A 25,832-nucleotide genomic window follows, 5' to 3' on the forward strand; every position below is an offset into this window, starting at 1 on the left:
GTAATACAGATGGGAGGAATGCGGATGGGCGAAAGGGAAGGTTACGAGGTGCTTCGCCTAATCGAACATAATCAAAAATGTTATATCAGCTCTGATTATGTAGAAGGAAAGTCACTTATTCAGTGGTTGAAATATCACCCGAACCTTACAAAAAAACAATTATTTTTATGGATCCGTGATCTTGCAGATCAACTGGAGTGCATACATAAGTGCCGGGGAAATCCTTGTTACCAGTATGTGAATCCGTACAGCGTGATCGTCACGGAGGATATGACACTACATTTTCTTGATATGAGTGTGGAATCCAATGAAAAAATGCTGGTTCAGATGAATCGAAGAAGTGTGAGGGAGAACTTTCTTCCACCTGAAGTCAATTATTATCAGGCTGCCAGCATTGAATTAGATATATACGGACTAGGCAGGACAATTCAGTACCTGTTGTCAGTAACAGACCCGATCCCGGAATTAACCAGACGGGAGACGGTAAAGTTTCAAAAAATAATATCCAGATGCCTGGATGGGCATTCAAAACGGGCATTTAAGCAGATGTCCGAAATTCAAAAAGAAATTCCAAATGTAACAGAGAAGAAAAGTAAAGATAGACGAATATGGACGAAAAAAAGAACGGTTATGGCAATGATAAGTATTTGTGTATTCGTAGCCGCAGTAAGTGTCCGGGTCATTCAGAAAAAAGGAGATGAGAAGAACACAGAACTTAAGATGGAAAGTTCTGACAGTTTAAATATGTCAGAAGTGTCAGAGCGCGAAGCATTCGTAGAAGCGCAGAGATCCATGGGATTGTTGTATTTTCTGGAGCTGGAAGATTACGAAAAAAGTATTCAGGCATTTGAAGATGCCGGGGAAGATCAGATGTCGGAAAATCTGGCTGCATTAGTGCGGTATGTGGCTGGGATAGAAGATAAAGAAAGCAGCAATGAGAAAAAGGAATATGCAAATGAAAAGAAAATAGAGAACATATTCAGGAAAATCGAGGAGTGGATGCCGGACGATTCAAGGCTGGATTATGAGCGCTGTCTGATTCGGGGCTATGCAGTGGAGGAATCGGAAGAACATGCAAAAGCAATCTTAAGAATTGGTAAGAAAATTCTGGATGAGAAGCCAGAGGAGAGACTGGTAAAAGAATGTACTTCTTATATGGCTTCTGCGGCTGAAACGGCAAGAGACTGGGATATGGCTTTGGAAATGTATACAGATATGCTTGAGTGGGAAGAGGAGTCGAAGAAAGAAGATATTTATCAGAAGCTTGTGAAAATACAGGGAGAAAAAGGCTTAAAGGATCAGGCACTTGAAATATGCAGGAAAGGAGTGGAAGAATTAAAAGACTCAAAGCAGCTTAGAATTCTTTATATGCGTATGCAGTGTTCAGATTCAGATATTTCCAGAGAAATCTGTGCACAGACAGTAAAAGAGTATTTGAATCAGATTCCGGAAATTAAGGAAGAAACAGAATTTCAAAAATTGGCACAGGAATACGGAATAGTCATGGAAGGAGAAAATGTATGGGTAGGAAGATAAGAACCGGAGCGTTATTGATATTAGTCCTGGCAATGATTTATACACAGCAGGCAGTTATTTATGCGCAGAATGAGGCAGAAAAAAACATGAAAAAGACAACAGAATCGGGAAATTCAGATGGAACTAATGGAGAAGACAAGGAACAAGAGAAGCCAGGAGGAGAAGAAGGGGATAAAGAACCGGAGAAGCCAGGAGGGGAAGATGAAGACAAAGACAAGGAACCGGAGCAGCCCGAGATTAAGAGATATGAGCTGGAAATCTCCAAGGCTGATGGAAAGAATGGATATTATCTATCAAAGCCGTCCGTTATGATCACACATAATGGCGCCTATGGAACAACTGTGTACGAATTAAAACATGGGGAAGATACTTTGTTACAGGGGAGAATAAAATACATAGTATCACAAGAAGCAGAAGAGCAGAAAACCAAGATTTCTCTTGAGGGTGAAGTATTTGAGGAAGGAAAAAATATTTTACATGTCTTTATGGAAGATGAAGAAGGCAATGTGATTCCGGAATATGATGAGACAATAGAAATACGGATAGATACACAAAGTCCGACAGTGACCTTGGAGGCGCCGGAAGGATTTTCTACCTGGTATCAGAAGGAAGCGTGGATTCGTGTGGTATCAGAAGATGGTGCATGGGGAAGTCAGGTTGATACGGTTACATGTTATGTTGGAAATAAAATTATTGGAAAATCAAAGGAGAATCAGTCAGAGTTTTTGATCACACAGACTTCAAAAAGTGGAGAAGGTGTGCCGGTAACAGTGACTGTCACAGATCAGGCAGGTAATAAAACGGAGAAAACGCAGAAGTTATTCATTGACAGTCTGGCACCGACAGTAAGTTTAACAGGGGCAGCCGATTATTTGATTACCAGTCAGCCCGTGACTTTGGAATACCAGGCAACTGATGAAAATAAATTAGAAAGCTGTCGGGCAGTGATTGATTATGAAAAACCGGAAGGAGAGAAAAAAACGGAGGTCATAGATTCGGAAGAAAAGTGGAGTTTAAAGAACGGATCCGCAAGTCTTGTAAAGACATTTCAGGAAGATGGAATCTATAAAACCAGTATACAGGCTGTGGATAAGGCAAAACAGAAGTCAGAACATTTCCTGCAATTTATGATTGATACTAAGAATCCAGTGATAAAGATGGTGGACGAACTGCAGGGGAAGTATCTGAAAAAGTTTTCATGGGATTATCCGGTGGATGTATTTATCAAGGACTTTACGACATTTGTCCATCAGATCCAGATGGACGGAAGGTTATATCCGATTGGGACAGAGATTGATACGGAGGGGCGTCATACATTACAGGTAAATGCCATAGATGCCGCAGGAAATGAAGCGGTGGCAAGAGCGGAATTCGTAATAGATCACACACCTCCGAAGATTCAGTTTTATCAGGTAGAGGAAGGGGCGCAGTATGAAGGAATCCTGAACTTTCAAGTAGATTCCAGAAAAAAAGAAGACTGGATAGAAGAAGTGTTGATTAATGGAAAAAGGCAGACATTAAAAAAAGAAGACGGGAAGTATACATTTCAGATTACAAATCCAGGCGAATATGCAGTAAGCGTGACAGCAGCGGATCTGGCAGGGAATGAAGCAGAAGAAAATATATCATTTGAAATCGTTCCAGAGAAGACGATATTGGAAAAGGCGGCAGCGCCAATTCAAAAAATATTATCTGGAAAGACAGAAAAGGAGCAGAAAAATCGGCAAGGAGAAAAAGAAAACCGTTATTTTGCCATGTTGAAATGGATTGTGATTGGAAGTATAATAACAATACTATTAATAATGGCCGGTGTGGTATTGTGTAGACGCAAAAAAGACAGTGCGAAAGAGGAACAGACAGACGAAGAATAATATATAAAGGTTCATAAAAGGGAGGATGCCGGGTAACCGCTAAGCGGCACCCGGCACGTATTATGAAAAAGTTTATTCAAAATGTATTACTGAACTTCTGTTGTTGATGATTTTATTATATGTAAGAGTTGTGGAGAAACAATGTTAAAGAGATGAAAGAATTTTAAAATAAACATGAACAAACTATGAACGTAAGGAAGTTTACTATTTCTTAATAAAATTCACAGAATTGTTAGCACTCGATTAAAAAGAGTGCTGATTTTCTATTGACTTTTAAAAAGCAAGGGATTATCATAGATTTAATCGGGGAGATTTCAAGATTTTGTATTTGCTTACTTATGAGTAAGTTCATGTAGATTTCGATTTTATCCCTGGCATCAAAACACAAATGATTAAATTTAAAATATCAGAAACAGGAGTGATTAGAATGGAAGCAAAAAAAGGTAGTCTTTCAATCAGCAGCGAAAACATTTTCCCAATTATTAAAAAATGGGTATATTCTGACCATGACATTTTTGTCAGAGAGATGATTTCCAATGGCTGTGATGCCATTACAAAATTGAAAAAACTGGATGTAATGGGTGAATATCAGTTACCGGATGATTATAAGGCATCAATTCATGTAGAAGTGAATCCGGAAGAGAAGACTTTGAAGTTCATTGATAATGGTCTTGGTATGACAGCAGAGGAAGTTGAAGAATATATTACTCAGATTGCATTTTCAGGAGCTACAGAGTTCCTTGAAAAATATAAAGACAAGACAACAGAAGACGATATGATCGGTCATTTCGGACTGGGATTCTATTCTGCATTCATGGTTGCAGATGAAGTTCATATTGACACATTATCTTACAAAGACGGAGCAACACCGGTACGCTGGGTAAGTAATGGTGGAACGGAATACGAGATGACAGAGGGAGACAAGCAGACTGTAGGATCTGAGATTACATTGTATCTGAACGATGATTGTCTGGAGTTTGCGAACGAGTATCGTGTAAGAGAAGTTATCCAGAAGTATTGTTCCTTTATGCCGGTAGAGATTTTCTTATCAAAGGCAAATGCAGAGCCAGAGTATGAGACAATTGACGAGGCAGACCTGAAAGAGGACGATGAGGTTGTTGAGCACATTCATGAAGATGCCAAGACCGAAGAAAAAGAGAATGAAAATGGTGAAAAAGAAGTTGTAGAAGTATCACCTGCAAAAGATAAAGTAAAGATTAAAAAGCGTCCGGAATCCTTAAGTGATATTCATCCGCTCTGGACAAAACATCCGAATGAGTGCAGTGATGAGGACTACAAAGAGTTTTACCGCAAAGTATTTCTGGATTATAAAGAGCCGTTGTTCTGGATCCATCTGAACATGGATTATCCGTTCAACTTAAAAGGTATCCTGTACTTCCCGAGAATTAATACAGAATATGATTCTATTGAAGGAACGATCAAGCTGTATAATAACCAGGTATTTATTGCAGATAATATTAAGGAAGTCATTCCGGAATTCCTGATGGTATTAAAGGGAGTTATTGATTGTCCGGATCTTCCACTGAATGTATCACGTAGCGCTCTTCAGAATGATGGATTTGTAGGCAAGATTGCTGAGTACATTTCCAAGAAAGTTGCAGACAAGCTTGCAGGTATGTGCAAGACAAAACGTGAAGATTATGAGAAATATTGGGACAGCATCAGTCCATTTATAAAATTTGGCTGTCTGAAAGATGAGAAGTTCTGTGACAAGATGAAAGATGCAGTTCTCTTTAAGGATATCGACGGAAAATATCTGACACTGAAAGACTGCGTAGAAGCAAATGGTGGAGAGCTGAAAGAACTCGATAAAAATGCGGCACCAGACAATGCCGAGGAAAATGCAGAAGAGAAGAAGACAACTATCTATTATGTAACAGATGAGATTCAGCAGAGTCAGTATATCAATATGTTCCGTGCACAGGGACAGGATGCAGTTGTGCTGAAACACAACATTGATTCTCCATTCATTACACAGCTTGAGCAGCGCTATCAGAATGTTCAGTTCCAGAGAATTGATGCAGATGTTACAGATAATGCAAAAGAGGAAGTTACTGAAGACGAAAAGGAAGCATTCCAGAAGACTGTAGACAGTCTGACTGCAACATTCCGCAAAGAGCTTGGTAATGACAAGCTGGATGTGAAAGTTGAGAAACTGAAAGACAGCAATGTAGCTTCTATTATGACATTATCAGAGCAGAGCCGCCGTATGCAGGAGATGATGAAGATGTATGGAATGGATTCCATGGGAATGGATATGGGTGGAGAGAATACCCTGATCCTGAACGCAAATCATCCACTGGTACAGTATGTACAGAAACATGAAGATGGAGAAAATACATCTTTGATCTGCAAGCAGTTGTATGATCTGGCTATGCTGGCACATAAGCCATTAAATCCAGAAGAGATGACAGCATTTGTTCAGAGAAGCAATGATATTATGATGCTTCTGACAAAATAGATTCAATATTGGATCCATAGTGATATAAGTATAAAAGAACCTGCCTCACAATTTTGGGGCAGGTTCTTTTATACAGTTTTATTCTGAATGCTCTATTCTACTGGAAGTATGGTATCAATTAATGAAGTGATCTCAGAATCTTCGGTACCGGCTGCTGCCAGTGTTTTGAAGTTCAGAGAAACGGTAACCGTTGTCTGTGCACCATAAGTTGGTGCAGCAGCGTATTTTTCCATCAATTCTACAAGAGCACGATCTACTTCTTCCTCAGAATAGTAAGTTCCGGTTTCGAGTTCGTTCATAGCACTTTGGAAACTTGTGTTTGGAGTTACAGTTACATCAATAATGTAATTAAATAATCCGTCCTGTTTCTTTGGTGTTCCAACAGAATACTGACAGTTATTACAGATTGCTTTCAGCGCAGCGCTATAACGATCTGTGTATGAGGCACTCAGCTCTTCCGGTGGAGCGTACATAGAACTTTCTAATTGAGACTGGACAGAAGACTCGTCCTCGCCAGTATGTTTTGCATATTCGGCTACATCATTTTTAAACAGTGCATTCAGACAGGATGTGAGATAATCCTGAGCGTCCAGTATCTCGCATACACTGTCATATGGTGCCATAATGTTATCCATAGTAGCAGAGAATAATTTCTGTAACTGCTCGTCATCAAGGCTGTAACCGTCTTTTGACTTCTTAACCTCCAGTGTAAGCTGAGTGGAGGCTTCGTAAGAAGGAGAGCTTTTTACAGCTTCCGTTGCTTTTTCGAGAAGCTTTGTCATCTCAGTATTCAAATCTGTAGAAGAGATGGCCGGACTATATTTTTCGCAAGTGTCTTTTGTAGTTGCTTCAATATCCAGTGGAGTAAAAGTAAGTTGCACAGAATAACGTTCATCGTCAATTTTTTTAGCACCATTTATCTCAAATTCTACGGCATTAAATGATGCCTGAAGGAACTTAAGATAAGAATCTTTTAGCTCGTCCGGAAACTGAAGTACATACGTTTCGTTCTCATCTGAAATTCCCTGTTCCAGAAAAGAAGATAAAGAAGACGGATCCTCTTTTTTGATAGAAGTGATCAGATCTCCTACATACTTGTCTGCGGTCTCACCGCTGGCACATCCGCCAAGTAACAACGCAAAGATAAGCGTTAACACAAGGCATAAATGCTTTTTTTTCATAGTTTCTTCCTCCGTATTCAGATAAATATAAAACCATGTATGAAAATGGTTAAATAGTTATTTATAATATACCACAAATAAGACTGGAAAAACATCATTATTTTTTATATAATAGTTGTAAGAGCGCATAGCGCGTAGTAATTGGTGATCATATGAGGATATAATCTGTTAATTATGTGATTTGATCAGTTACTAGAATACTTGTGGAGGAGAATATTCATGGAAATGTTGAATCTTGAAAAAGAATTACAGAGTAATTCCTACCCGGGACGTGGAATTATTATTGGTAGAAGTGCGGACGGTACGAAGGCTGTGACCGCATATTTTATTATGGGAAGAAGTGAGAACAGCAGAAACCGCGTGTTCGTAGAAGATGGAGAAGGAATCCGTACACAGGCATTTGATCCGTCAAAGCTTACAGATCCAAGTCTGATCATTTATGCACCGGTGCGTGTGCTTGGTAATAAGACCATTGTGACGAATGGTGACCAGACAGACACGGTTTATGAAGGCATGGACAAGCAGCTCACTTTTGAACAGTCACTGAGAAGTCGTACATTTGAGCCGGACGGACCGAATTATACTCCTCGTATTTCCGGAATCATGCATATTGAGAATGGAACATACAACTATGCAATGTCTATTTTAAAGAGCAACAATGGTAATCCGGAGAGTTCACACCGCTATACCTTTGCATATGAGAATCCAGCAGCAGGAGAGGGACATTTTATCCATACATACAAGTGTGATGGTAATCCACTTCCAAGTTTTGAAGGGGAGCCAAAGCTTGTCAGCATTCCGGATGATATGGAAGCATTTACAGATCTTGTATGGAACAGTCTGAATGCAGACAATAAAGTTTCACTTTTTGTGCGTTATATTGATATTGCAACCGGAACTTATGAGACAAAGATCATAAATAAGAATCAGTAGGAGGAATATCATGAAAGAACTGGAACTAAAATATGGATGTAACCCGAATCAGAAACCATCCAAGATTTATATGAAGAATGGAAAGGATCTTCCGATTCAGGTATTGAACGGCAGACCGGGATATATCAATTTCCTGGATGCATTTAACGGATGGCAGTTGGTCAGCGAGCTTAAGAAAGCTACAGGACTTCCGGCTGCAACATCATTTAAGCATGTATCACCTGCAGGAGCTGCAGTGGGACTTCCGCTTGATGAGACATTGGCTAAGATTTACTGGGTAGATGATCTTGGTGAACTGTCACCGCTTGCAAGCGCCTACGCAAGAGCAAGAGGTGCAGACCGTATGTCATCTTTTGGTGATTTTATTTCACTTTCTGATGTCTGTGACGTCGATACAGCAAAACTTATCAAGAGAGAAGTATCTGACGGCGTGATCGCTCCTGGATATGAGCCGGAAGCGCTTGAGATTCTGAAGGAGAAGAAAAAAGGTAATTACAATGTTATTCAGATCGATCCGGATTATGTACCAGATCCGATTGAACATAAAGAAGTATTTGGAATTACATTTGAGCAGGGAAGAAATGAATTAAAGATTGACAATGATTTCTTCTCCAACATTGTTACAGAGAATAAAGAACTGACAGATCAGGCTAAAATTGATCTTGCAATTTCCATGATTACTTTGAAATATACACAGTCCAATTCTGTATGCTTCGTAAAAGATGGACAGGCAATCGGAATTGGTGCCGGACAGCAGTCTAGGATTCATTGTACAAGACTTGCCGGACAGAAAGCTGATAACTGGTGGTTAAGACAATCTCCACAGGTTATGAATCTTCCATTTGTAGATCATATCCGTCGTGCTGACAGAGACAATGCAATTGATCTTTATATCGGTGAGGATTATATGGATGTGCTTTCAGATGACGCATGGCCAAATATTTTCAAAGAAAAGCCGGAAGTATTTACAAGAGAGGCCAAGAGAGAATGGCTGGACAAACTGACAGGTGTCGCTCTTGGATCTGACGCCTTCTTCCCATTTGGAGACAACATTGAAAGAGCACACAAGAGTGGTGTTACATATATTGCACAGCCTGGTGGTTCTGTAAGAGATGACAATGTTATCGATACATGTAACAAATATAACATGGTGATGTCATTCACAGGTATTCGTCTGTTCCATCACTAAGAAAAAAGAACATAGAATAATTAAGAAGAACACTTTCTGAAAAATGCAGATTTTTTGGAAGGTGTTCTTTTCTATATTGTAATCTTATGGCAGATGAAATAATCTTTCGGAGAAAAAACATTTTCTATCAGAGAGTGAGAATGTATGCGACATATTTTTATAAATGTAGCATTTGGATAACGTTTCCCACCTTTTGTACATTCCTTTCTTTTTCATGTTTTAATACAATGATGTCAAGGGACGGAACAAAACTTTTTTACTTATTTGTGAGCAAATGCATGAGAAGTGAAAGGTTTTGTTCATCACATCATAATTAAGAGTACAAGGCAGGTGATGGTTATGTCTGTTCTTGAGATTGTAATAATCTCAGCAGGATTGTCTTTAGATGTATTTGTAGCGATGGCTTATATGGGGGCTGGATTTTCAAAGATTAATAAGAAAAATCTATTTGGTTTATGCCTGCTTTTCGGAGGTGTTCAATGGGGGTGTCTGATTGTAGGAAATCTGCTTACTCTGTTGCCGATATTCCGGGATTCTTCAAATTCAAGTTCACGAATTGCAGATCACTGGGAGGCAGTGACAGTTCTGATATTTATAGGATTAGGCATATATATGATCTGGAAGGGACTTAAGAAGCGAAACATTCTTGAACAGCGCAATGATGAAATTGACTGGAAGAAAACGACATTTTTGGCACTTATTACAAGTGTAGATGCATTTCTTGCGGGAATTGGAATGGGGTTTCTGGAAGCGCAAATGATCCACCAGTCACTGACGATTTTCCCAATTACAGTACTGAGTGTAATTGGTGGTGTTTATGTAGGATATAGGCTTGGTACAGTGCATAATAGTCAAGCATATCTTGCAGGTGGCGCATTGTTCCTGATTGCAGGAGTAGATGTAGTGATTCAATATTGCATGTATTGATGTGCAATGTTGATAATCAGCTCAAATATTGAAAAAATAAGATATACGAGGAGGAAATGTGATATGGGTACATTGACACATAAGGCTGCCAGAGCAGCGTATGGAACTGCGATTGATGCAGTGTTAAAACATGTGAAGAAAGATCGTGAAAAAGGTCTTTTGGAACTAGTAGATCTGACAGAAAAATATATGGGAGACAATTTCCAAAAAGAAAATTATGAGGCTGCACGTAAGATGATTCAAGATCCAGATAATAAATGGGTAAAATATGTCAACCACATGATTGATGAATTGGATCCATATGTCATTCGTCAGACTGCATTGAATCTGGGATATGAGGCGGCATTTTACGGAACAAAGACAATCCGTGAAATGCGTAAGAAATATGACTGTAATATCCCGTGGCTGATTCTTATGGATCCGACCAGTGCCTGTAATCTGCACTGTACCGGCTGCTGGGCGGCAGAATATGGAAATCGGCTGAATCTTACATACAATGACCTGGACAGTGTTATTACACAGGGAAAAGAGCTTGGAATTTACTTCTATATGTATACTGGCGGAGAACCGCTTGTCAGAAAAGATGACATTATAAAGTTGTGTAAGAAACATAATGATTGCGCATTCCATGCATTTACGAATGGAACACTGGTTGATGAAGCATTTTGTGAGCAGATGAAAGAAGTCGGCAATCTGTCTCTTTCTATCAGTCTGGAAGGATTTGAGGAAGTTAATGATCTCAGAAGAGGCGCGGGTGTGTATGAAAAAGTATTGCATGCTATGGATCTGCTGAAGGCTTCCGGTCAGATTTTTGGAACATCTATCTGTTATACAAGTAAGAACATTGAGACAGTTACGTCCGATGAGTTCCTGGATATGATCATTGAAAAAGGATGTAGATTTACATGGTATTTCCATTATATGCCGGTAGGAAATGATGCGGCAGTGGGACTTTTACCGACAAAAGAGCAGAGAGAATATATGTATCACAGAGTTCGTAAGATTCGTTCCACGAACGGTGGAAAACCTATTTTTGCTATGGACTTCCAGAATGATGGTGAATTTGTAGGCGGTTGTATTGCAGGGGGAAGAAATTATTGCCACATTAATCCGAACGGAGATGTGGAACCGTGTGTATTTATCCATTATTCTGGAGCCAATATAAAAGAAGTATCTTTATTAGATGCGCTCAGACAGCCGCTTTTTATGGCATATCGGGATCATCAGCCATTTAACTGTAATCATTTAAAACCATGTCCGATGCTGGAAAATCCGGAATTGCTGCAACAGATGGTACATGAGACAGGTGCCAAATCCACAGATCTTCAGTCACCGGAAACAGTGGAGCATCTGTGTGGCAAATGTCATACTTACGCGAAGTGTTGGTCAGAGTGTGCGGATAAACTTTGGAGCGAGCATCCGCGTGAGGCGAAAGGCTATCAGAATTATAAACAGAAATAAACAATGGACTTGGTATTTCATGGAGGGGTGAAATACTGAATCTGATATTTTAGGCACAGGTTCCGTCTTGTTTAGAACACGGAATCTGTGTTATAATAATTCACAGATTATGTTGTGAGGAAGAGATAATCATGGAACGCAAGGGCGAGATGACAAAAGCGCTTCTAGGGCAGAAATTCAAAGAATTGGTCGTGAAGAAATCTTTTGATAAGATTACGATTAAGATGATCACGGATGAAGCAGGGGTAATACGCCCGACATTCTACAATTACTTCCGGGATAAATATGAAGTAATGGAATGGCTTTTGTGGGAAGATGTATTTAGCAGTGCGACGGAACTTGTGAAGATGAATATGGCAAGGTCTGCATTGGAGATGATATTTAAAAAGATTGCTGCGGATAAAGAATATTATGCACGGGTCTTTGAAGTGAAGGGGCAGAATTCCTTTGAAGATATGCTATATCACAACATCTGTAATCTGGTGCATGTAGTCGTGGAGCGTAATCCGATACATATTAAAGAAGGAGAAATTATAAGCAAAGAGACATTTTTGCAGTATGAGGCTATGACCCTGGTCAATGGGATCAAGTATTGGATCTCAAAGCACAGGAATGAGATATCGGCAGAAGAAGCGGTAAAGTTTTATGAATTTTTAGTCAGTCATTCACTGATCGATATTATTGGACAGGACACTATAGACAAGGTAATTAATTAACGGAGAAAAAATGAGCCGGAAGGCTTGTATGGCTTCGGGACTTACCTTGTCTTTTTTATATGGAAATGTTATACTTTTTATTCACAGAAAGGTGGATAAGATATATGAATAAATATGACGTAATTATTATAGGTGCAGGGCCTTCCGGTATTTTCTGTGCTTATGAATTAATGAGACAGAAACCGGATATGAAAGTATTAATGATTGAGAAGGGACGCTCTATCGAGAAGCGTCAGTGCCCGAAGCGCACGACAAAGGTCTGTGTAGGTTGTAAGCCATGCTCTATCACAACAGGATTTGCGGGAGCAGGCGCATTTTCCGATGGAAAGCTATCTCTGTCACCAGATGTAGGGGGAACTTTGCCGGAGATCCTTGGCTATGAGAAGGCGGAAGAACTGATCAAAGAAGCAGACAATATTTATCTGAAATTCGGGGCAGATGAGAAGGTCTATGGAATTGACGATTACGAAGCTATCGAGAGGATCCGGGCGAAAGCAATTCGTGCCAATCTCAAACTGATCGAATGTCCGATTCGCCATCTTGGAACTGAGGAAGGATATAAGATTTACACAAGACTGCAGGAACATTTGCTGGCTTCAGGTGTAGAGATCAAGTTCATGACTATGGTACAGGATATCATAATTGAGGATGGTGTGGCAAAGGGGGTCGTCACAGACAAAGAGGAAACTTACTATGCGGATGAGATCGTATCAGGTATCGGACGAGAAGGCTCAAGCTGGTTTGAAGGAATCTGTAAAAATCATGGTATTAAAACACAGAATGGTACTGTTGATGTAGGTGTCCGGGTAGAAGTCCGCGATGAGATCATGAAGGAACTCAATGAGAAGCTTTACGAGGCAAAACTTGTATACTATACACCAACATTTGATGATAAGGTACGCGTATTCTGCACGAACCCTTCCGGAGAAGTGGCAACAGAGTACTATGATAACGGACTTGCAGTTGTCAATGGTCATGCTTATAAGTCAAAAGACATGAAGACAAAGAATACGAATTTTGCACTCCTTGTATCTAAGAATTTTACGGAGCCTTTTAAGTCACCAATCGAATATGGTAAGCATATAGCCCAGCTTGGAAATATGTTAAGCGACGGCAAAATTTTGCTTCAGCGTTATGGTGATTTCAGAAGAGGACGAAGAACAACTGCAGAAAGATTACAGAGAAACAATATTACACCGACATTGAAAGATGCTGTGCCTGGAGATTTATCACTGGTATTCCCGCATCGTATCATGGTCGCGATAGATGAGATGATTAAGGCACTCGATAAAGTAACACCCGGAATTGCATCGGATGAGACTTTGCTTTACGGCGTGGAAGTAAAATTTTATTCGAATAAAGTCGTAGTGAACGATAAATTTGAGACAAATATCAAGAATCTGCGCGTCATGGGAGACGGAGCATCTATCACAAGAGGACTTCAGCAGGCATCTGCAAATGGTATCTGCGTGGCAAGGGAAATCTGCAAAAAGATGAACGTATAAGGTAAAGCAGGAAAATATACCAAAAGGTTGTCGAATAAAGAATAAAACAGTATAATAAGAAAAGATACTGTATTTGTCTGAACCAAAGAAGTTCAAAAAATCTGTTCATTTATGAGAAAATATATACAGATTATGAATTTCCAATTTAGACAGATAAGATTAAAAAGTAATTGGGAGATAAGAAAAATGGGTAAATATTTTGGAACAGACGGTTTTCGTGGAGAGGCAAATGTAGTTTTAACAGTAGAGCACGCATTTAAAGTGGGACGTTTTCTTGGCTGGTATTACGGACAGGATCACAAAGCAAAGGTTGTAATCGGAAAAGATACAAGACGTAGCAGCTATATGTTTGAGTACGCGCTCGTTGCCGGACTGACTGCATCAGGAGCGAATGCATATCTTCTTCACGTAACAACAACACCGAGTGTTTCTTATGTGACAAGAACAGAAAACTTTGACTGTGGAATTATGATTTCTGCAAGCCATAATCCATTCTATGATAACGGAATTAAAGTGATCAATGGAAAAGGACACAAGCTGGAGGCAGAGGTAGAAGCTAAGATTGAAGCATATATCGATGGAGAGATTGACGAACTGCCGTTGGCAAAAAAAGAAGATATTGGTCGTACCGTTGATTACGCAGCAGGAAGAAACCGTTACATCGGATATCTGATTTCACTTGCAACAAGATCATTTGAGGATATGAAAATCGGACTTGACTGTTCTAACGGTAGTGCGTTTATGATTGCCAAGAGTGTCTATGATGCACTTGGAGCAAAGACTTATGTAATCAACTGTGAGCCGGACGGAACGAACATCAATACCAATTGTGGATCTACTCACATTGAAGTCCTGCAGCAGTATGTAAAAGAGAATCATCTGGATGTAGGATTCGCTTATGACGGAGATGCTGACAGATGCATTGCTGTCGATGAGAAAGGAAATGTGATCGACGGAGATTTGATCCTTTATGTTTGCGGAAAATATCTCATGGAGAATGGACGCCTGAATGGTGACACCATCGTTACAACTGTAATGTCAAACCTGGGACTTTATAAAGCATGTGACAAGATTGGCATGAAGTATGAAAAGACAGCAGTCGGAGATAAATATGTCTATGAAAATATGTGCAAGAATAACTTTTCTCTTGGAGGAGAGCAGTCCGGACATATTATTTTCAGCAAACATGCAACAACAGGTGATGGAATCCTGACTTCACTTATGATCATGGAAGTAATTCTGGAGAAGAAAATGAGCCTTTCCAGATTGGCAGAGCCTGTAAAGATCTATCCACAGCTTCTTCAGAATGTCCGTGTGGCAGATAAGAAGACAGCACGCGAGAATCCGGAGGTTATAAAGGCAGTTGACAATGTAGCAGCAGAACTTGGCGATGAGGGACGTATCCTTGTCCGCGAGAGTGGAACAGAACCTGTAATCCGTGTCATGGTAGAAGCTGCGACAGATGAACTGTGTGCAAAATATGTGGCACAGGTAGTCGATGTTATGAAAGCAGAAGGATTGGCAGTAGAGTAAAACATATTTTTCGGCAGGGCATACATGATTTGCAGGACAATGGATTTATGCCAACAAAATGAAGTGTGAGCGATTTAAAGAAATAAATTTGCAGTAAGACTCAGGAGGAAAAATAAATCAGGTCATAAAGAGAGGGGGAGCGGTATGAAAAAAATAGATTTCCCGGTCGGAATATCAGATTTTTCGAAGATACGAGAAAATGAATACTATTATATCGATAAAACGGGACTGATCTGTGAAGTATTGAAGAACCCTGGAACAGAAGTGACACTGATTACACGTCCGAGACGTTTTGGAAAGACACTTGGAATGAGTATGCTGGCTGAATTTTTTGATATAGAAAAAGACAGCAGAAAAATATTTCAAGGGTTGGAAATTTCCAATCATGAGAAATTGTGTCATGCATGGCAGAACCAGCGGCCGACTGTATTTCTCACATTTAAAAATGTAGATGGTTTAAGTTTTGACAGTGCTTATGGACAATTGAAATATGAAATTGGACGATTATATGAAGAATATGCATATCTTTTAGATGGCGAACATATAAGCGACAATGAGCGGCAGATATATGAGAGAATAAGAAAACAGGCAGCAGGAGAAGTGGAAGTGACAAGGTCATTACAGCTGCTCCTTCAGCTCATGAACAAATATTATGGGAAACAGGCAATTCTTTTATTAGATGAGTATGATGTTCCTTTGGCAAAAGCAAGCAGTCATGGGTATTATGAACAGATGCTGGAAGTTATCAAAGCGATGATGACGACCGCACTAAAAGATAATGCAGCACTTTGTTTTTCAATTGTGACTGGCTGCCTTCGAATCTCCAAAGAAAGCATTTTTACAGGAACAAATAACTTTGTTCTGGATACAATTACAGATGCAAGATTGGATGAATATTTCGGATTTACGCAGAAAGACGTTGATAAAATCTTAAGCGATGCAGGAGTTACAGAATATGCCGGACAGGTGAAAGAATGGTATGACGGTTATCATTTTGGCGAATGTGATGTATATTGTCCATGGGATGTAATGAATTATTTTCAGGAGCTTCAACATAATCCGGATGCAAAACCGGCAAGTTACTGGAAGAATACAAGTGATAATGCAGTAATCCGATCATTTATTGATCATGCAGGAAGCAATATCACAGAAAAGTTTGAAACACTTCTTGGCGGTGGAAGTATTGTTCAGAAGGTGGATGAAGGAATCACATATGATTATTTGAACTCATCAGAGGAGAATCTTTGGAGTCTTTTATATCTGACTGGATATCTGACAAAAGCAAAAGATGATGAATACAGCGGTACATTGCCAGAAGAAACATACGCACTCAAGATTCCAAATGTAGAAATCAGGGAGATATTTGAGACGACCATAAAAAGATGGTTTGAGGACAGTGCAAAAATCTGGGATAGAAAACATCTGTTTGATGCAGTGTGGGAAGGAGATAGTGAAGAAATCACTCTGGAAATGAGCAAACTTCTCCGAAAGACAATCAGTTATCATGATTACAGAGAAGATTTTTATCATGCATTTCTCGCAGGCATATTTGCCGGAGCCGGTTATATGGTGGAATCGAATAAAGAGCACGGCGAAGGACGCAGTGATGTTGTGGTCTATGATTCAATGAATGCCAGAGTTGCAATATTTGAAGCAAAGTATTCAAAAAGTCGTGAAGAAATGGAGCGGGATTGCAACCGGGCAATCGAGCAGATTAATAAAAAAATGTATGCGTCAGAATATGAAGATGATTATGATGAAATCTTGTGCTATGGAATTTCATTTTTCAAGAAAAGATGCTTTGTAAAAAGAAAATAAAGATAATTCAAGTCCCGGTGTTGTGCCGGGGCTTTTAGTATGATTTGGCAGATTTGGCGCATACTATCTCTACGAAAAGGAGGGCATCAGTATGTATAAATATCTGCCAATTACAGATGTATACGCAAGAGAAATATTAGATTCCCGCGGGAATCCGACGATAGAAGTGGAAGTGCTGGCAGGAGATGAATTTTGCGGACGGGCAAGTGTACCGTCGGGCGCTTCCACAGGTCAGTTTGAAGCATTGGAATTACGTGACGGGGAAAAAAGATACGCCGGGCTTGGTGTGGAACGGGCGGTAGATCATGTGAATGCAAAGATTGCACCTGGTATTATCGGAATGAACGTATTTGACCAGGCAGCTTTAGATACATTTCTTATAGGTTTAGATGGTACAGGGGATAAATCAAACTTGGGAGCCAATGCTATGTTAGGCGTTTCTATGGCAACAGCAAGGGCGGCGGCGACTGCGATAGGACTTCCACTCTATTCCTATCTTGGCGGGGCAAATGCAAAGCGTATGCCGGTTCCGATGATGAATATTATGAACGGTGGCAGACATGCCGACAACACCATTGATATTCAGGAATTTATGATTATGCCGGTAGGAGCGAAAAACTTTAAAGAAGGACTTCGTATGTGTGCAGAAATCTATCATTCTCTGAAAAAATTGTTGAAAAAAGAAGAATTATCCACCGCTGTTGGGGATGAAGGTGGATTTGCCCCGAACCTTCCGGATGCCCAGGCAGCACTTGCCTATATCGTGCGTGCAACGGAAGAAGCCGGATATAAGGCAGGTACGGAAGTGTCATTAGCACTTGATGTGGCGGCAACAGAACTTTATGATAGAAGCTTTAAGAAATATGTGTTCGAAGGGGAAAGTAAGACAAAAGATTACAAAGTCATTCGGTCATCAGAAGAACTGATCGATTATTATGAAGGGTTAATTGAACAGTTTCCAATTGTATCGATTGAAGATCCACTGGACGAAGAAGACTGGGATGGATGGGAGCTTCTGACAACAAGATTGGGATTGCACACACAGCTTGTTGGAGATGATCTGTTTGTGACAAACACAAAGAGATTAAAAAAAGGAATCGAAAAAGAAGTTGCCAATGCAATTCTCATAAAAGTGAATCAGATTGGAACACTGACAGAGGCACTGGATACGGTAGAGATGGCGCAGAAAGCCGGTTACAGAACGATTGTATCACACCGTTCCGGGGAAACAGCAGATACCTTGATAGCAGATCTTGCAGTAGCAGTAGGGGCAGGTCAGATTAAGACCGGAGCGCCATGTAGAAGCGAACGGGTAGAGAAATACAACCAGCTTCTACGGATAGAAGAACGGCTCGGAGATGTGGCAGAATATCAGAATCCATTCAAATAAAGTGCTTGCGAAATCAACCTTACTGTGCTAAACTAAATATGGTTTATCTACAGGAGGTGTGTGTAATGGATATTTTAAAAATTGTTCTTATGATTTTATTTGCAATAGATTGTATCGCATTGACAGCCATTGTACTGATGCAGGAAGGTAAGTCTGCAGGACTTGGAGCTATCAGCGGAATTGCTGATACTTATTGGGGTCAGAACAAAGGTCGTTCAATGGAAGGAGCACTTGTAAAGTCTACAAAGTTCCTTGCGATTCTGTTTGTTGTACTGGCAGCAGTGTTGAATTTGAAAGTATTTGCTTAAGAGAAGAGGAAAAGCACTCCTGTATAGGAGTGCTTTTTTTGACAGTGGAGGAGCGATGAGCGATAAGACATTTGAGAAAAGAAAGAAAATTATATATGATTTTATCTGTGATGATATGTATGTGCCAATGAAGTTCAAAGAGATGGCTATGGTCCTGCAGGTGAATAAGGAGCAGCGGGATGAGCTTCGTCAGGTGCTGGAATCATTGGAAGAGGAAGGTAAGATCTGTCTCAGTAAGCGTGGGAAGTACTGTAAAGGTGAGGCGAAGCGTCTTCAGGGAACTTACCGTGCGAATCAGAGAGGGTTTGGTTTTGTTATCATTCCTGAGGAGGATCAGGATATTTTTATCGGGGAGGATGATGCCGGCGGAGCGCTGGATGGTGATACGGTAGAAGTGATTATTACAAAAGCTTCTGACCGTGGTGGAAAGCGCCGGGAAGGTAAGATTGTAAAGATTGTGGAGCGTGGTCTTACAACAGTTGTCGGTCTTTATCAGAAGAAGGGCAACAAGAGTTATGGCTTTGTCATTCCGGATAACCAGAGAATTCTTCAGGACATTTTTATTCCAGAGGGTAAGTCAAAAGAGGCTGTAGACGGGCATAAAGTTGTAGTTGAACTGACTTCTTACGGTGAGAAAGGCAGAAGTCCGGAAGGAAGGATTGTAGAGATTATCGGTCATGTCAATGATCCGGGAACAGATATTATGTCTATTATAAAAGGATATGATCTTCCGGTAGAATTCCCAGAGAAGGTGCTGAATCAGGCAGAGCGTGTATCAAAGCCGGTCAGTGAGGCAGACATGCAGGGAAGAAAAGACATCCGTGACTGGCAGATGGTCACCATTGATGGCGAGGATGCGAAGGATCTTGATGATGCCGTGTCTGTTGTGAAAGATGGTGAAAATTATATTCTTGGTGTGCATATTGCGGATGTTACGAACTATGTACAAGAGAATAGTGCGCTGGATCGGGAAGCGCTGAAGCGTGGAACAAGTGTATATCTGGCAGACCGTGTTATTCCGATGCTGCCACATACATTGTCTAACGGAATCTGTTCGTTAAATGCCGGAGAAGACCGTCTGGCGCTTAGCTGTATTATGACAGTAGACCCGAAAGGAATGGTCATTGACCATGAGATTGCAGAGACGGTTATCCATGTGGACCGCCGTATGAGTTATACAAGTGTGGCGAAGATTCTGGAAGACGAGGATCTGGCAGAAATGCAGGAATACGAGGAACTGGTGCCGATGTTCCAGCGTATGCTGGAACTGTCAAAGATTCTGAGAGCCCGAAGAAAACAGAGAGGTTCCATTGATTTCGATTTTCCGGAAACGAAAATGATTCTTGATGAGAATGGTCATCCAATCGATATCAAACCTTATGACCGAAATGTTGCGACAAAGATTATCGAGGACTTTATGCTTCTGGCAAATGAGACTGTTGCAGAAGATTATTATTGGCAGGAGATGCCTTTTGTATACAGAGTACATGAGGCTCCAGATGATGAAAAAATCCGGGCGCTGGCAACATTTATTAATAATTTTGGATTCTCTATGCATATCGGGGCCAATGAAGTGCGTCCGAAAGAGATTCAGAAATTACTTGGAAAAGTAGAAGGAACACCGCAGGAAGCATTAATCAGCCGACTTGCACTGCGTTCTATGAAACAAGCCAGATATACGCCGGAGAACTCCGGACATTTTGGATTGGCAGCGAATTATTATACACATTTTACATCACCGATTCGTCGTTACCCGGATCTTCAGATTCATCGGATCATCAAAGATAACCTGCGGGGACGTATGAATGGTGAACGCATGGAACATTATCGCAAGATATTGGAAGAAGTGACGAAGCATGCCAGTGAGACAGAGCGGCGCGCTGACGAGGCGGAACGCGAGACTGTGAAGCTTAAGAAAGTAGAATATATGTCAGACCGTATTGGAAATGTTTACACAGGCGTAATCTCCAGTGTGACGAAATGGGGCATGTATGTGGAACTTCCGAATACGATCGAGGGTCTGATTCATGTTGCCAATATGCGTGATGATCATTATAATTACGATGAAAGCCGTTATGAGATGGTGGGCGAACGCACCGGAAAAGTCTACAAGCTTGGACAGGAAGTTCGTGTGAGAGTTGCTGATACAGACCGGTTGATGCGTACCATTGATTTTGTAATTGCGAAGGAGAGGGACGAAGAAAATGGCGAAGACGAATGGTAAGATGATTGCTAATAACAAAAAGGCATATCATGATTATTTTATACTGGATACTTACGAGGCCGGGATTGTGCTTCATGGAACCGAAGTGAAGTCACTTCGTATGGGAAAATGCAGCATCAAGGAGTCTTTTATCCGCATTGAAAATGGGGAAGTATTTATCTATGGTATGCATATCAGTCCATATGAAAAAGGAAATATCTTTAATAAAGATCCTCTTCGTGTGAAGAAACTGATGCTGCACAAAACGGAGATCAATAAACTGATCGGCAAGACAAAAGAAAAAGGAATGGCAATCGTACCATTAAAGGTATATTTTAAGGGAAGCCTTGTAAAAGTGGAGATTGGTCTGGCAAAAGGTAAGAAACTGTATGACAAGAGACAGGATATTGCCAAAAAAGACCAGCAGAGAGAAGCAAGCCGTGACTTTAAAATCCGCAATTTGGGCTAAGATGAAAGAAAATGTGCAATAAATGTAGATAAGAATTGTAAAAGATGTAGAAAAGGTGGATAATATATGGTACCTGTAAAAAAAGAAGACTTGAGAAAATTAGTGACAGATACAACGGTTGAGATTTATGAGGAGCTGACACCTCAACTGGTGAAGCTGATTCAGGATACGAAGAAGAATACAGAACTGACAGAGGGGCAGAAGCAGGATGAGATTTCTCTTCATATGATGGGATATGTAAAATCCTGTACAAATGAGATCATCATACAGGTTCTGTCAGAGATTCTGGGACTTGAAGACGAGGATGAAGAGTAAAATTGTCCTGACCAGGTATAAATACGATTTGTCAGAAAAAGAGAAAATATTGATTCGAAAAACAGAATTGTTGTTAGATAATACTGAAATGATAAAAAATATGAAAAAATATAATAGATAGGACTTGATATTTTGAAGTATTAGTGTTAGTGTATGTATACAAACGTCTGCCGGCCAGCAAACTGGATTGATGACAATCGTCATTTTTAGAAGTAATTCAGGGCTTGTACTGGTTTCGACGGGGGTCTGGAAGTTGGAGAAGCCATCCGTAGCGGGACACTACGATAAAAGTTCCACTTTAAAATTAAACGCAGACGAAAATTTAGCGTACGCTGCCTAATTGCGGCAGCAGTCGGCCTTAGGTCATCCGTTGCTTAAGTAACCGGCTTCAAACAGACGGAGCACTTCGTTCTCAAAGCTTTGAGGGAATGGAAGATTTTATGAAGCTACTAAGATCAGTAACCCGTCATTAGGTGACTGATGGAGGGAATGTCAAAGTAATGACTGTGATGGGAGAAGCTCTGGTGGATGGGCTTTCGGACGCGGGTTCAACTCCCGCCAGGTCCACTAAAAAAACAAGTCGAACTTTTTGTATGAAGGAATCATATAAGAAGTCCGGCTTGTTTTTGGTAATGAAGAAAATTATAATAGAACTGAATTTAAAGGAAAAAAGTATATGACGTTTTGCGGACGTTATTGTAGGAAATGTCTCAGTGCCATAAATGAGAATAAGGAGTGTGAAAACTATGCACCAGACAGGACAGATATACAGACCGCCATCAGAAGCCAGTGTACAGAGACTGGAGGTTACAATAGGCTGTTCTCATAATAAATGTTCTTTTTGTACCATGTACCGGAAGACACCGTTTCGTGTTGCGCCGCTTGAAGATGTGGAGATGGATTTAAAAGAACTTTATGACAGAGGCGAGAAGATTACGAGAATCTATCTGACGAACGGAGATCCCTTTGTACTTGGGACCGACAGACTTGTAAAAATTGCAGAGTTGGTTCATCAGTATCTGCCGGAAGTAGAGGTACTTACCTGCTATGCTTCTATTCAGAATCTGAAAGCAAAATCACTGGAAGATTTGAAGCTTCTGAAAAGTGTCGGATATGATGAGCTGTATGTAGGACTTGAGACGGCATATGCCCCGGCGGTAAAACTGATCAATAAGGGCTTTACGGTCGAAGAAGCTTATGAAAATATCGGAAAGCTGAAAGAGGCAGGAATGAAGTATTCAGCGCTTTTAATGCTTGGAATTGGTGGAAAAGGGCATAGCAAAGAAAGTGTAGAAGCCACGGCGGCTCTTCTGAACAAGTATCCGCCATACCGTGTATCTCCTCTTTCAACAGCGGTTTTACGCGGAAGTGAGCTGGAAGAGCTTTGCGATAAAGGAGAGTATGTACAGCTTACAGAGCGTGAACTGGTAGAGGAAGAAAAAATGCTGCTTCGTGCATTAAAGATAAATGACTGCATTTTCTTCGGAAGTCACCCATATAATCTGATTACGATCAGCGGAGTCCTGCCACAGGACAGAGAGGAGATTATTAAGCATCTGGATTCTGAGATGGCGGCGTGGGATAGAGATCAGCCGGGATTTCTGGATACAGTTTGGAAGAGGACAGATATGTAGAAAAAAATTTTCACACATAGCACATATTTTCCTGTTATACTATAAAATATGACGGGAAATATGTGCTATTCGCGTCTAAGCGTAAGAAATAAAAAATCAGAATGTACAGTTCGTACAGGGAGGTTTATGATATGGAAAAGATCAAGATATTAGTTGTAGATGATGAGAGCAGAATGCGTAAGCTTGTGAAGGATTTTCTTGGAAGAGAAGGATATCAGGTGCTGGAGGCAGGAGACGGTCTTGAGGCTATGGAGGCGTTTTACGCAGAGAAAGATATTGCGCTGATCATATTAGATGTCATGATGCCGAAGATGGACGGCTGGCAGACTTGCCGTGAGATCCGTCAGTCTTCTAAAGTACCGATTATTATGCTGACGGCACGCGGCGATGAGCGGGATGAACTTCAGGGATTTAATCTTGGCGTGGACGAATACATTTCTAAGCCATTTAGTCCGAAGATTCTTGTTGCGAGAGTGAATGCACTTCTGAGACGTTCGAATGTGTTGGATGCAGATGAGCATGTGGAAGCAGGCGGTATTGTTGTAGATAAGGCAGCTCATCAGGTGCAGGTAGACGGAAAAGATGTGGAACTTAGTTATAAAGAATTTGAATTATTGTCTTATTTCCTTGAGAATCAGGGAATTGCACTTTCCAGGGAGAAGATATTGAATAATGTATGGAATTATGATTATTTTGGAGATGCAAGAACTATCGACACTCATGTTAAGAAGCTTCGCAGCAAGCTTGGAGAAAAGGGTGAATACATTAAGACAATCTGGGGAATGGGCTACAAATTCGAGGTAAATTAAGATGAAGCATTTTAAACAAAAAGAAAAAAGAAAGCATTCTATTAAGAGGCAGATGATCGCAGTTTTTGCAGGCATGGTCATCTGTCTGCTTGCTATTTTGCTTGTTGTTAATGTAAAGTTCTTAGAGCCGTATTATATCAGAGACAAGGAAATGCAGTTCATTCATGTATATGAAGAACTACAGAATGCTGTGAAAAAGGGGACGATCAGTAATGATGAAGTACAAGATGAATTACATGTCCTTTGTGAGAAGAGCAACATTTCCTATATTGTATTGGATATGGATAATGAAAAACTGATTACAAATGTGCACGATACGAATATGCTCAAGCAGCAGTTAGCGGGATATCTTCTGAACCAGGCACAAAAAGGTGGGAAGGTGCTGGATAGCACAGACAATTACCAGTTGATGAGAAGTCAGGATCCATGGAATCAGAGCGAATATATTGAGATGTGGGGACAACTTGACGATAATGTGAATTTCCTCATTCGAAGTCCTGTAGAAAGTATCCGTGAAAGTGTTGCATTATCCAATCGTTTCCTAATATATGTAGGCATGGGAACACTGATCATCTGCATGGGACTTGTATGGTATTTCTCCAGAAGGATTACAAAGCCGATCCAGGAACTGGCAGAGCTGTCTGACCGTATGGCAAATCTGGATTTTGAGGCGAAGTATACAAGCGGTGGTAAAAATGAGATTGGTGAACTGGGTGATAACTTTAATCGTATGTCGCAGAAGCTGGAAAAGGCAATTTCTGAATTGAAGCAGGCAAATAACAGTCTGCAGCAGGATATTGAGCAGAAAGAGAAGATGGAGCAGATGCGTACGGAGTTTATGGGAAATGTATCTCACGAGTTGAAAACTCCGATTGCTCTGATCCAGGGATATGCAGAAGGACTGAAAGAAGGAGTTAATGATGACCCGGAGAGCCGTGACTTCTATTGTGATGTTATTATGGACGAAGCAGGTAAGATGAATCGGATGGTCAAGAATCTGATGACACTGAATCAGTTGGAGTTCGGGAATGATAAAGTAGAATTTGAGCGTTTTAATCTGACAGAGCTGATTGGCGGAGTACTTCAGAGTATGGACATTCTGTCACAACAAAAGGATGTTAAACTTATTTTCAGGGAAGAAAATCCAGTTTACGTCTGGGGGGATGAGTTTAAGATTGAACAGGTCGTGCGCAATTATGTAAGTAATGCCTATAATCATGTCAATGAAGAAAAGATTATTGAAGTGAAGATTTTGCGGGAAGACGGACTTGCAAAAGTGACTGTATTTAATACCGGAAAGCCAATACCGGAGGAAGATGTTCCGCGTATCTGGGATAAATTTTTCAAAGTGGACAAGGCTCATACACGCGAGTATGGAGGCAATGGAATCGGACTTTCTATCGTAAAAGCTATTATGGAATCCATGCATCAGCAATATGGTGTGAAAAATTACGATAATGGTGTTGAATTCTGGTTCACACTTGATGTACGATAGAAGAAACCATAACAAAAGAGAAAGATGTGCGTTAACAGGCATAAAGGAATGAGAAGA

20 protein-coding genes and 1 other RNA gene are annotated in these 25,832 nt (G+C 40.5%); 20 read left to right on the forward strand and 1 reads right to left on the reverse strand.

Annotated features, from left to right (window positions below):
• Positions 1-24 precede the first annotated feature (24 nt).
• The 3 genes from LI164_RS01300 (at position 25) to htpG (ending at position 5,889) form a co-directional block, all read left to right on the forward strand.
• Positions 25-1,536: a hypothetical protein gene (locus tag LI164_RS01300; protein WP_227086631.1), complete on the forward strand. Its 1,512-nt coding sequence runs from the start codon at positions 25-27 to the stop codon at positions 1,534-1,536.
• Positions 1,521-3,407: a hypothetical protein gene (locus LI164_RS01305; RefSeq protein WP_227086632.1), complete on the forward strand. Its 1,887-nt coding sequence runs from the start codon at positions 1,521-1,523 to the stop codon at positions 3,405-3,407. Before LI164_RS01300 ends, LI164_RS01305 begins: the two co-directional genes overlap by 16 nt.
• 427 nt (positions 3,408-3,834) lie before the next feature.
• Entirely contained in the window at positions 3,835-5,889 is a 2,055-nt protein-coding gene (htpG, locus tag LI164_RS01310; protein ID WP_173793594.1) for a molecular chaperone HtpG, read from the forward strand.
• A 92-nt stretch (positions 5,890-5,981) separates the two neighbouring features.
• On the opposite strand, the gene LI164_RS01315 is transcribed toward htpG, so the two are convergent.
• A complete protein-coding gene (locus tag LI164_RS01315) occupies positions 5,982-7,070 on the reverse strand; it encodes a hypothetical protein (protein WP_227086633.1) in 1,089 nt (362 codons plus the stop codon).
• Between the two features lie 219 nt (positions 7,071-7,289).
• On the opposite strand from LI164_RS01315, the gene LI164_RS01320 reads away from it, so the two are divergent.
• The 17 genes from LI164_RS01320 (at position 7,290) to LI164_RS01400 (ending at position 25,775) form a co-directional block, all read left to right on the forward strand.
• Positions 7,290-8,003: an IMP cyclohydrolase gene (locus LI164_RS01320; protein ID WP_005334561.1), complete on the forward strand. Its 714-nt coding sequence runs from the start codon at positions 7,290-7,292 to the stop codon at positions 8,001-8,003.
• Between the two features lie 10 nt (positions 8,004-8,013).
• A complete protein-coding gene (locus tag LI164_RS01325) occupies positions 8,014-9,192 on the forward strand; it encodes a phosphoribosylaminoimidazolecarboxamide formyltransferase (RefSeq protein WP_005334560.1) in 1,179 nt (392 codons plus the stop codon).
• Positions 9,193-9,525: 333 nt separating this feature from the next.
• On the forward strand, positions 9,526-10,119 hold the full coding sequence (locus LI164_RS01330) for a manganese efflux pump (RefSeq protein WP_005336938.1): 594 nt from the start codon (positions 9,526-9,528) through the stop codon (positions 10,117-10,119).
• Between the two features lie 63 nt (positions 10,120-10,182).
• Positions 10,183-11,580, forward strand: a complete 1,398-nt coding sequence (locus tag LI164_RS01335; RefSeq protein ID WP_227086634.1) for a radical SAM protein — start codon at positions 10,183-10,185, stop codon at positions 11,578-11,580.
• Positions 11,581-11,711: 131 nt separating this feature from the next.
• Positions 11,712-12,296 (forward strand): TetR/AcrR family transcriptional regulator C-terminal domain-containing protein, encoded by a 585-nt coding sequence (locus LI164_RS01340; protein ID WP_005334553.1) that lies wholly within the window; start codon positions 11,712-11,714, stop codon positions 12,294-12,296.
• A 65-nt stretch (positions 12,297-12,361) separates the two neighbouring features.
• Positions 12,362-13,801 carry an NAD(P)/FAD-dependent oxidoreductase gene (locus tag LI164_RS01345; protein WP_117495123.1) on the forward strand — a complete coding sequence of 480 codons (1,440 nt, stop codon included), beginning with the start codon at positions 12,362-12,364 and terminating at the stop codon, positions 13,799-13,801.
• A 186-nt stretch (positions 13,802-13,987) separates the two neighbouring features.
• Positions 13,988-15,334: a phosphoglucosamine mutase gene (gene glmM, locus LI164_RS01350; protein ID WP_029730756.1), complete on the forward strand. Its 1,347-nt coding sequence runs from the start codon at positions 13,988-13,990 to the stop codon at positions 15,332-15,334.
• Between the two features lie 144 nt (positions 15,335-15,478).
• A complete protein-coding gene (locus tag LI164_RS01355; RefSeq protein ID WP_005334543.1) occupies positions 15,479-17,152 on the forward strand; it encodes an AAA family ATPase in 1,674 nt (557 codons plus the stop codon).
• Between the two features lie 91 nt (positions 17,153-17,243).
• Complete coding sequence (gene eno / locus LI164_RS01360; RefSeq protein ID WP_005334541.1) at positions 17,244-18,542, forward strand: phosphopyruvate hydratase; 1,299 nt, start codon at positions 17,244-17,246, stop codon at positions 18,540-18,542.
• A gap of 65 nt (positions 18,543-18,607) precedes the next feature.
• The gene (gene secG, locus LI164_RS01365) at positions 18,608-18,850 is read left to right on the forward strand and encodes a preprotein translocase subunit SecG (protein ID WP_005336987.1); all 243 of its coding nucleotides are present in this window, start codon (positions 18,608-18,610) and stop codon (positions 18,848-18,850) included.
• A gap of 55 nt (positions 18,851-18,905) precedes the next feature.
• Complete coding sequence (gene rnr, locus LI164_RS01370; protein ID WP_227086635.1) at positions 18,906-21,074, forward strand: ribonuclease R; 2,169 nt, start codon at positions 18,906-18,908, stop codon at positions 21,072-21,074.
• On the forward strand, positions 21,055-21,522 hold the full coding sequence (smpB, locus tag LI164_RS01375; protein ID WP_005334535.1) for an SsrA-binding protein SmpB: 468 nt from the start codon (positions 21,055-21,057) through the stop codon (positions 21,520-21,522). The genes rnr and smpB overlap by 20 nt, the downstream gene beginning before the upstream one ends.
• A gap of 66 nt (positions 21,523-21,588) precedes the next feature.
• Positions 21,589-21,837 (forward strand): hypothetical protein, encoded by a 249-nt coding sequence (locus LI164_RS01380; RefSeq protein WP_005334533.1) that lies wholly within the window; start codon positions 21,589-21,591, stop codon positions 21,835-21,837.
• 220 nt (positions 21,838-22,057) lie between these two features.
• Positions 22,058-22,407: a transfer-messenger RNA gene (gene ssrA / locus LI164_RS01385) on the forward strand.
• Positions 22,408-22,583: 176 nt separating this feature from the next.
• On the forward strand, positions 22,584-23,471 hold the full coding sequence (locus tag LI164_RS01390; protein WP_173793598.1) for a radical SAM protein: 888 nt from the start codon (positions 22,584-22,586) through the stop codon (positions 23,469-23,471).
• Between the two features lie 131 nt (positions 23,472-23,602).
• Complete coding sequence (locus LI164_RS01395; RefSeq protein WP_005337005.1) at positions 23,603-24,280, forward strand: response regulator transcription factor; 678 nt, start codon at positions 23,603-23,605, stop codon at positions 24,278-24,280.
• 1 nt (position 24,281) lies between these two features.
• On the forward strand, positions 24,282-25,775 hold the full coding sequence (locus LI164_RS01400) for a cell wall metabolism sensor histidine kinase WalK (RefSeq protein WP_117657697.1): 1,494 nt from the start codon (positions 24,282-24,284) through the stop codon (positions 25,773-25,775).
• Positions 25,776-25,832: the final 57 nt, after the last annotated feature.

This window comes from Dorea sp. 210702-DFI.3.125 (assembly GCF_020560945.1).
Lineage (GTDB): Bacteria > Bacillota > Clostridia > Lachnospirales > Lachnospiraceae > Dorea > Dorea formicigenerans.

Bases quoted from the DNA above. Each gene is read 5' to 3' on its own strand.
- LI164_RS01300 (WP_227086631.1), top strand. From the start codon at position 25: ATGGGCGAAAGGGAAGGTTACGAGGTGCTTCGCCTAATCGAACATAAT.
- LI164_RS01305 (WP_227086632.1), top strand. From the start codon at position 1,521: ATGGGTAGGAAGATAAGAACCGGAGCGTTATTGATATTAGTCCTGGCA.
- htpG (WP_173793594.1), top strand. From the start codon at position 3,835: ATGGAAGCAAAAAAAGGTAGTCTTTCAATCAGCAGCGAAAACATTTTC.
- LI164_RS01315 (WP_227086633.1), bottom strand. From the start codon at position 7,070: ATGAAAAAAAAGCATTTATGCCTTGTGTTAACGCTTATCTTTGCGTTG.
- LI164_RS01320 (WP_005334561.1), top strand. From the start codon at position 7,290: ATGGAAATGTTGAATCTTGAAAAAGAATTACAGAGTAATTCCTACCCG.
- LI164_RS01325 (WP_005334560.1), top strand. From the start codon at position 8,014: ATGAAAGAACTGGAACTAAAATATGGATGTAACCCGAATCAGAAACCA.
- LI164_RS01330 (WP_005336938.1), top strand. From the start codon at position 9,526: ATGGTTATGTCTGTTCTTGAGATTGTAATAATCTCAGCAGGATTGTCT.
- LI164_RS01335 (WP_227086634.1), top strand. From the start codon at position 10,183: ATGGGTACATTGACACATAAGGCTGCCAGAGCAGCGTATGGAACTGCG.
- LI164_RS01340 (WP_005334553.1), top strand. From the start codon at position 11,712: ATGGAACGCAAGGGCGAGATGACAAAAGCGCTTCTAGGGCAGAAATTC.
- LI164_RS01345 (WP_117495123.1), top strand. From the start codon at position 12,362: ATGTTATACTTTTTATTCACAGAAAGGTGGATAAGATATATGAATAAA.
- glmM (WP_029730756.1), top strand. From the start codon at position 13,988: ATGGGTAAATATTTTGGAACAGACGGTTTTCGTGGAGAGGCAAATGTA.
- LI164_RS01355 (WP_005334543.1), top strand. From the start codon at position 15,479: ATGAAAAAAATAGATTTCCCGGTCGGAATATCAGATTTTTCGAAGATA.
- eno (WP_005334541.1), top strand. From the start codon at position 17,244: ATGTATAAATATCTGCCAATTACAGATGTATACGCAAGAGAAATATTA.
- secG (WP_005336987.1), top strand. From the start codon at position 18,608: ATGGATATTTTAAAAATTGTTCTTATGATTTTATTTGCAATAGATTGT.
- rnr (WP_227086635.1), top strand. From the start codon at position 18,906: ATGAGCGATAAGACATTTGAGAAAAGAAAGAAAATTATATATGATTTT.
- smpB (WP_005334535.1), top strand. From the start codon at position 21,055: ATGGCGAAGACGAATGGTAAGATGATTGCTAATAACAAAAAGGCATAT.
- LI164_RS01380 (WP_005334533.1), top strand. From the start codon at position 21,589: ATGGTACCTGTAAAAAAAGAAGACTTGAGAAAATTAGTGACAGATACA.
- LI164_RS01390 (WP_173793598.1), top strand. From the start codon at position 22,584: ATGCACCAGACAGGACAGATATACAGACCGCCATCAGAAGCCAGTGTA.
- LI164_RS01395 (WP_005337005.1), top strand. From the start codon at position 23,603: ATGGAAAAGATCAAGATATTAGTTGTAGATGATGAGAGCAGAATGCGT.
- LI164_RS01400 (WP_117657697.1), top strand. From the start codon at position 24,282: ATGAAGCATTTTAAACAAAAAGAAAAAAGAAAGCATTCTATTAAGAGG.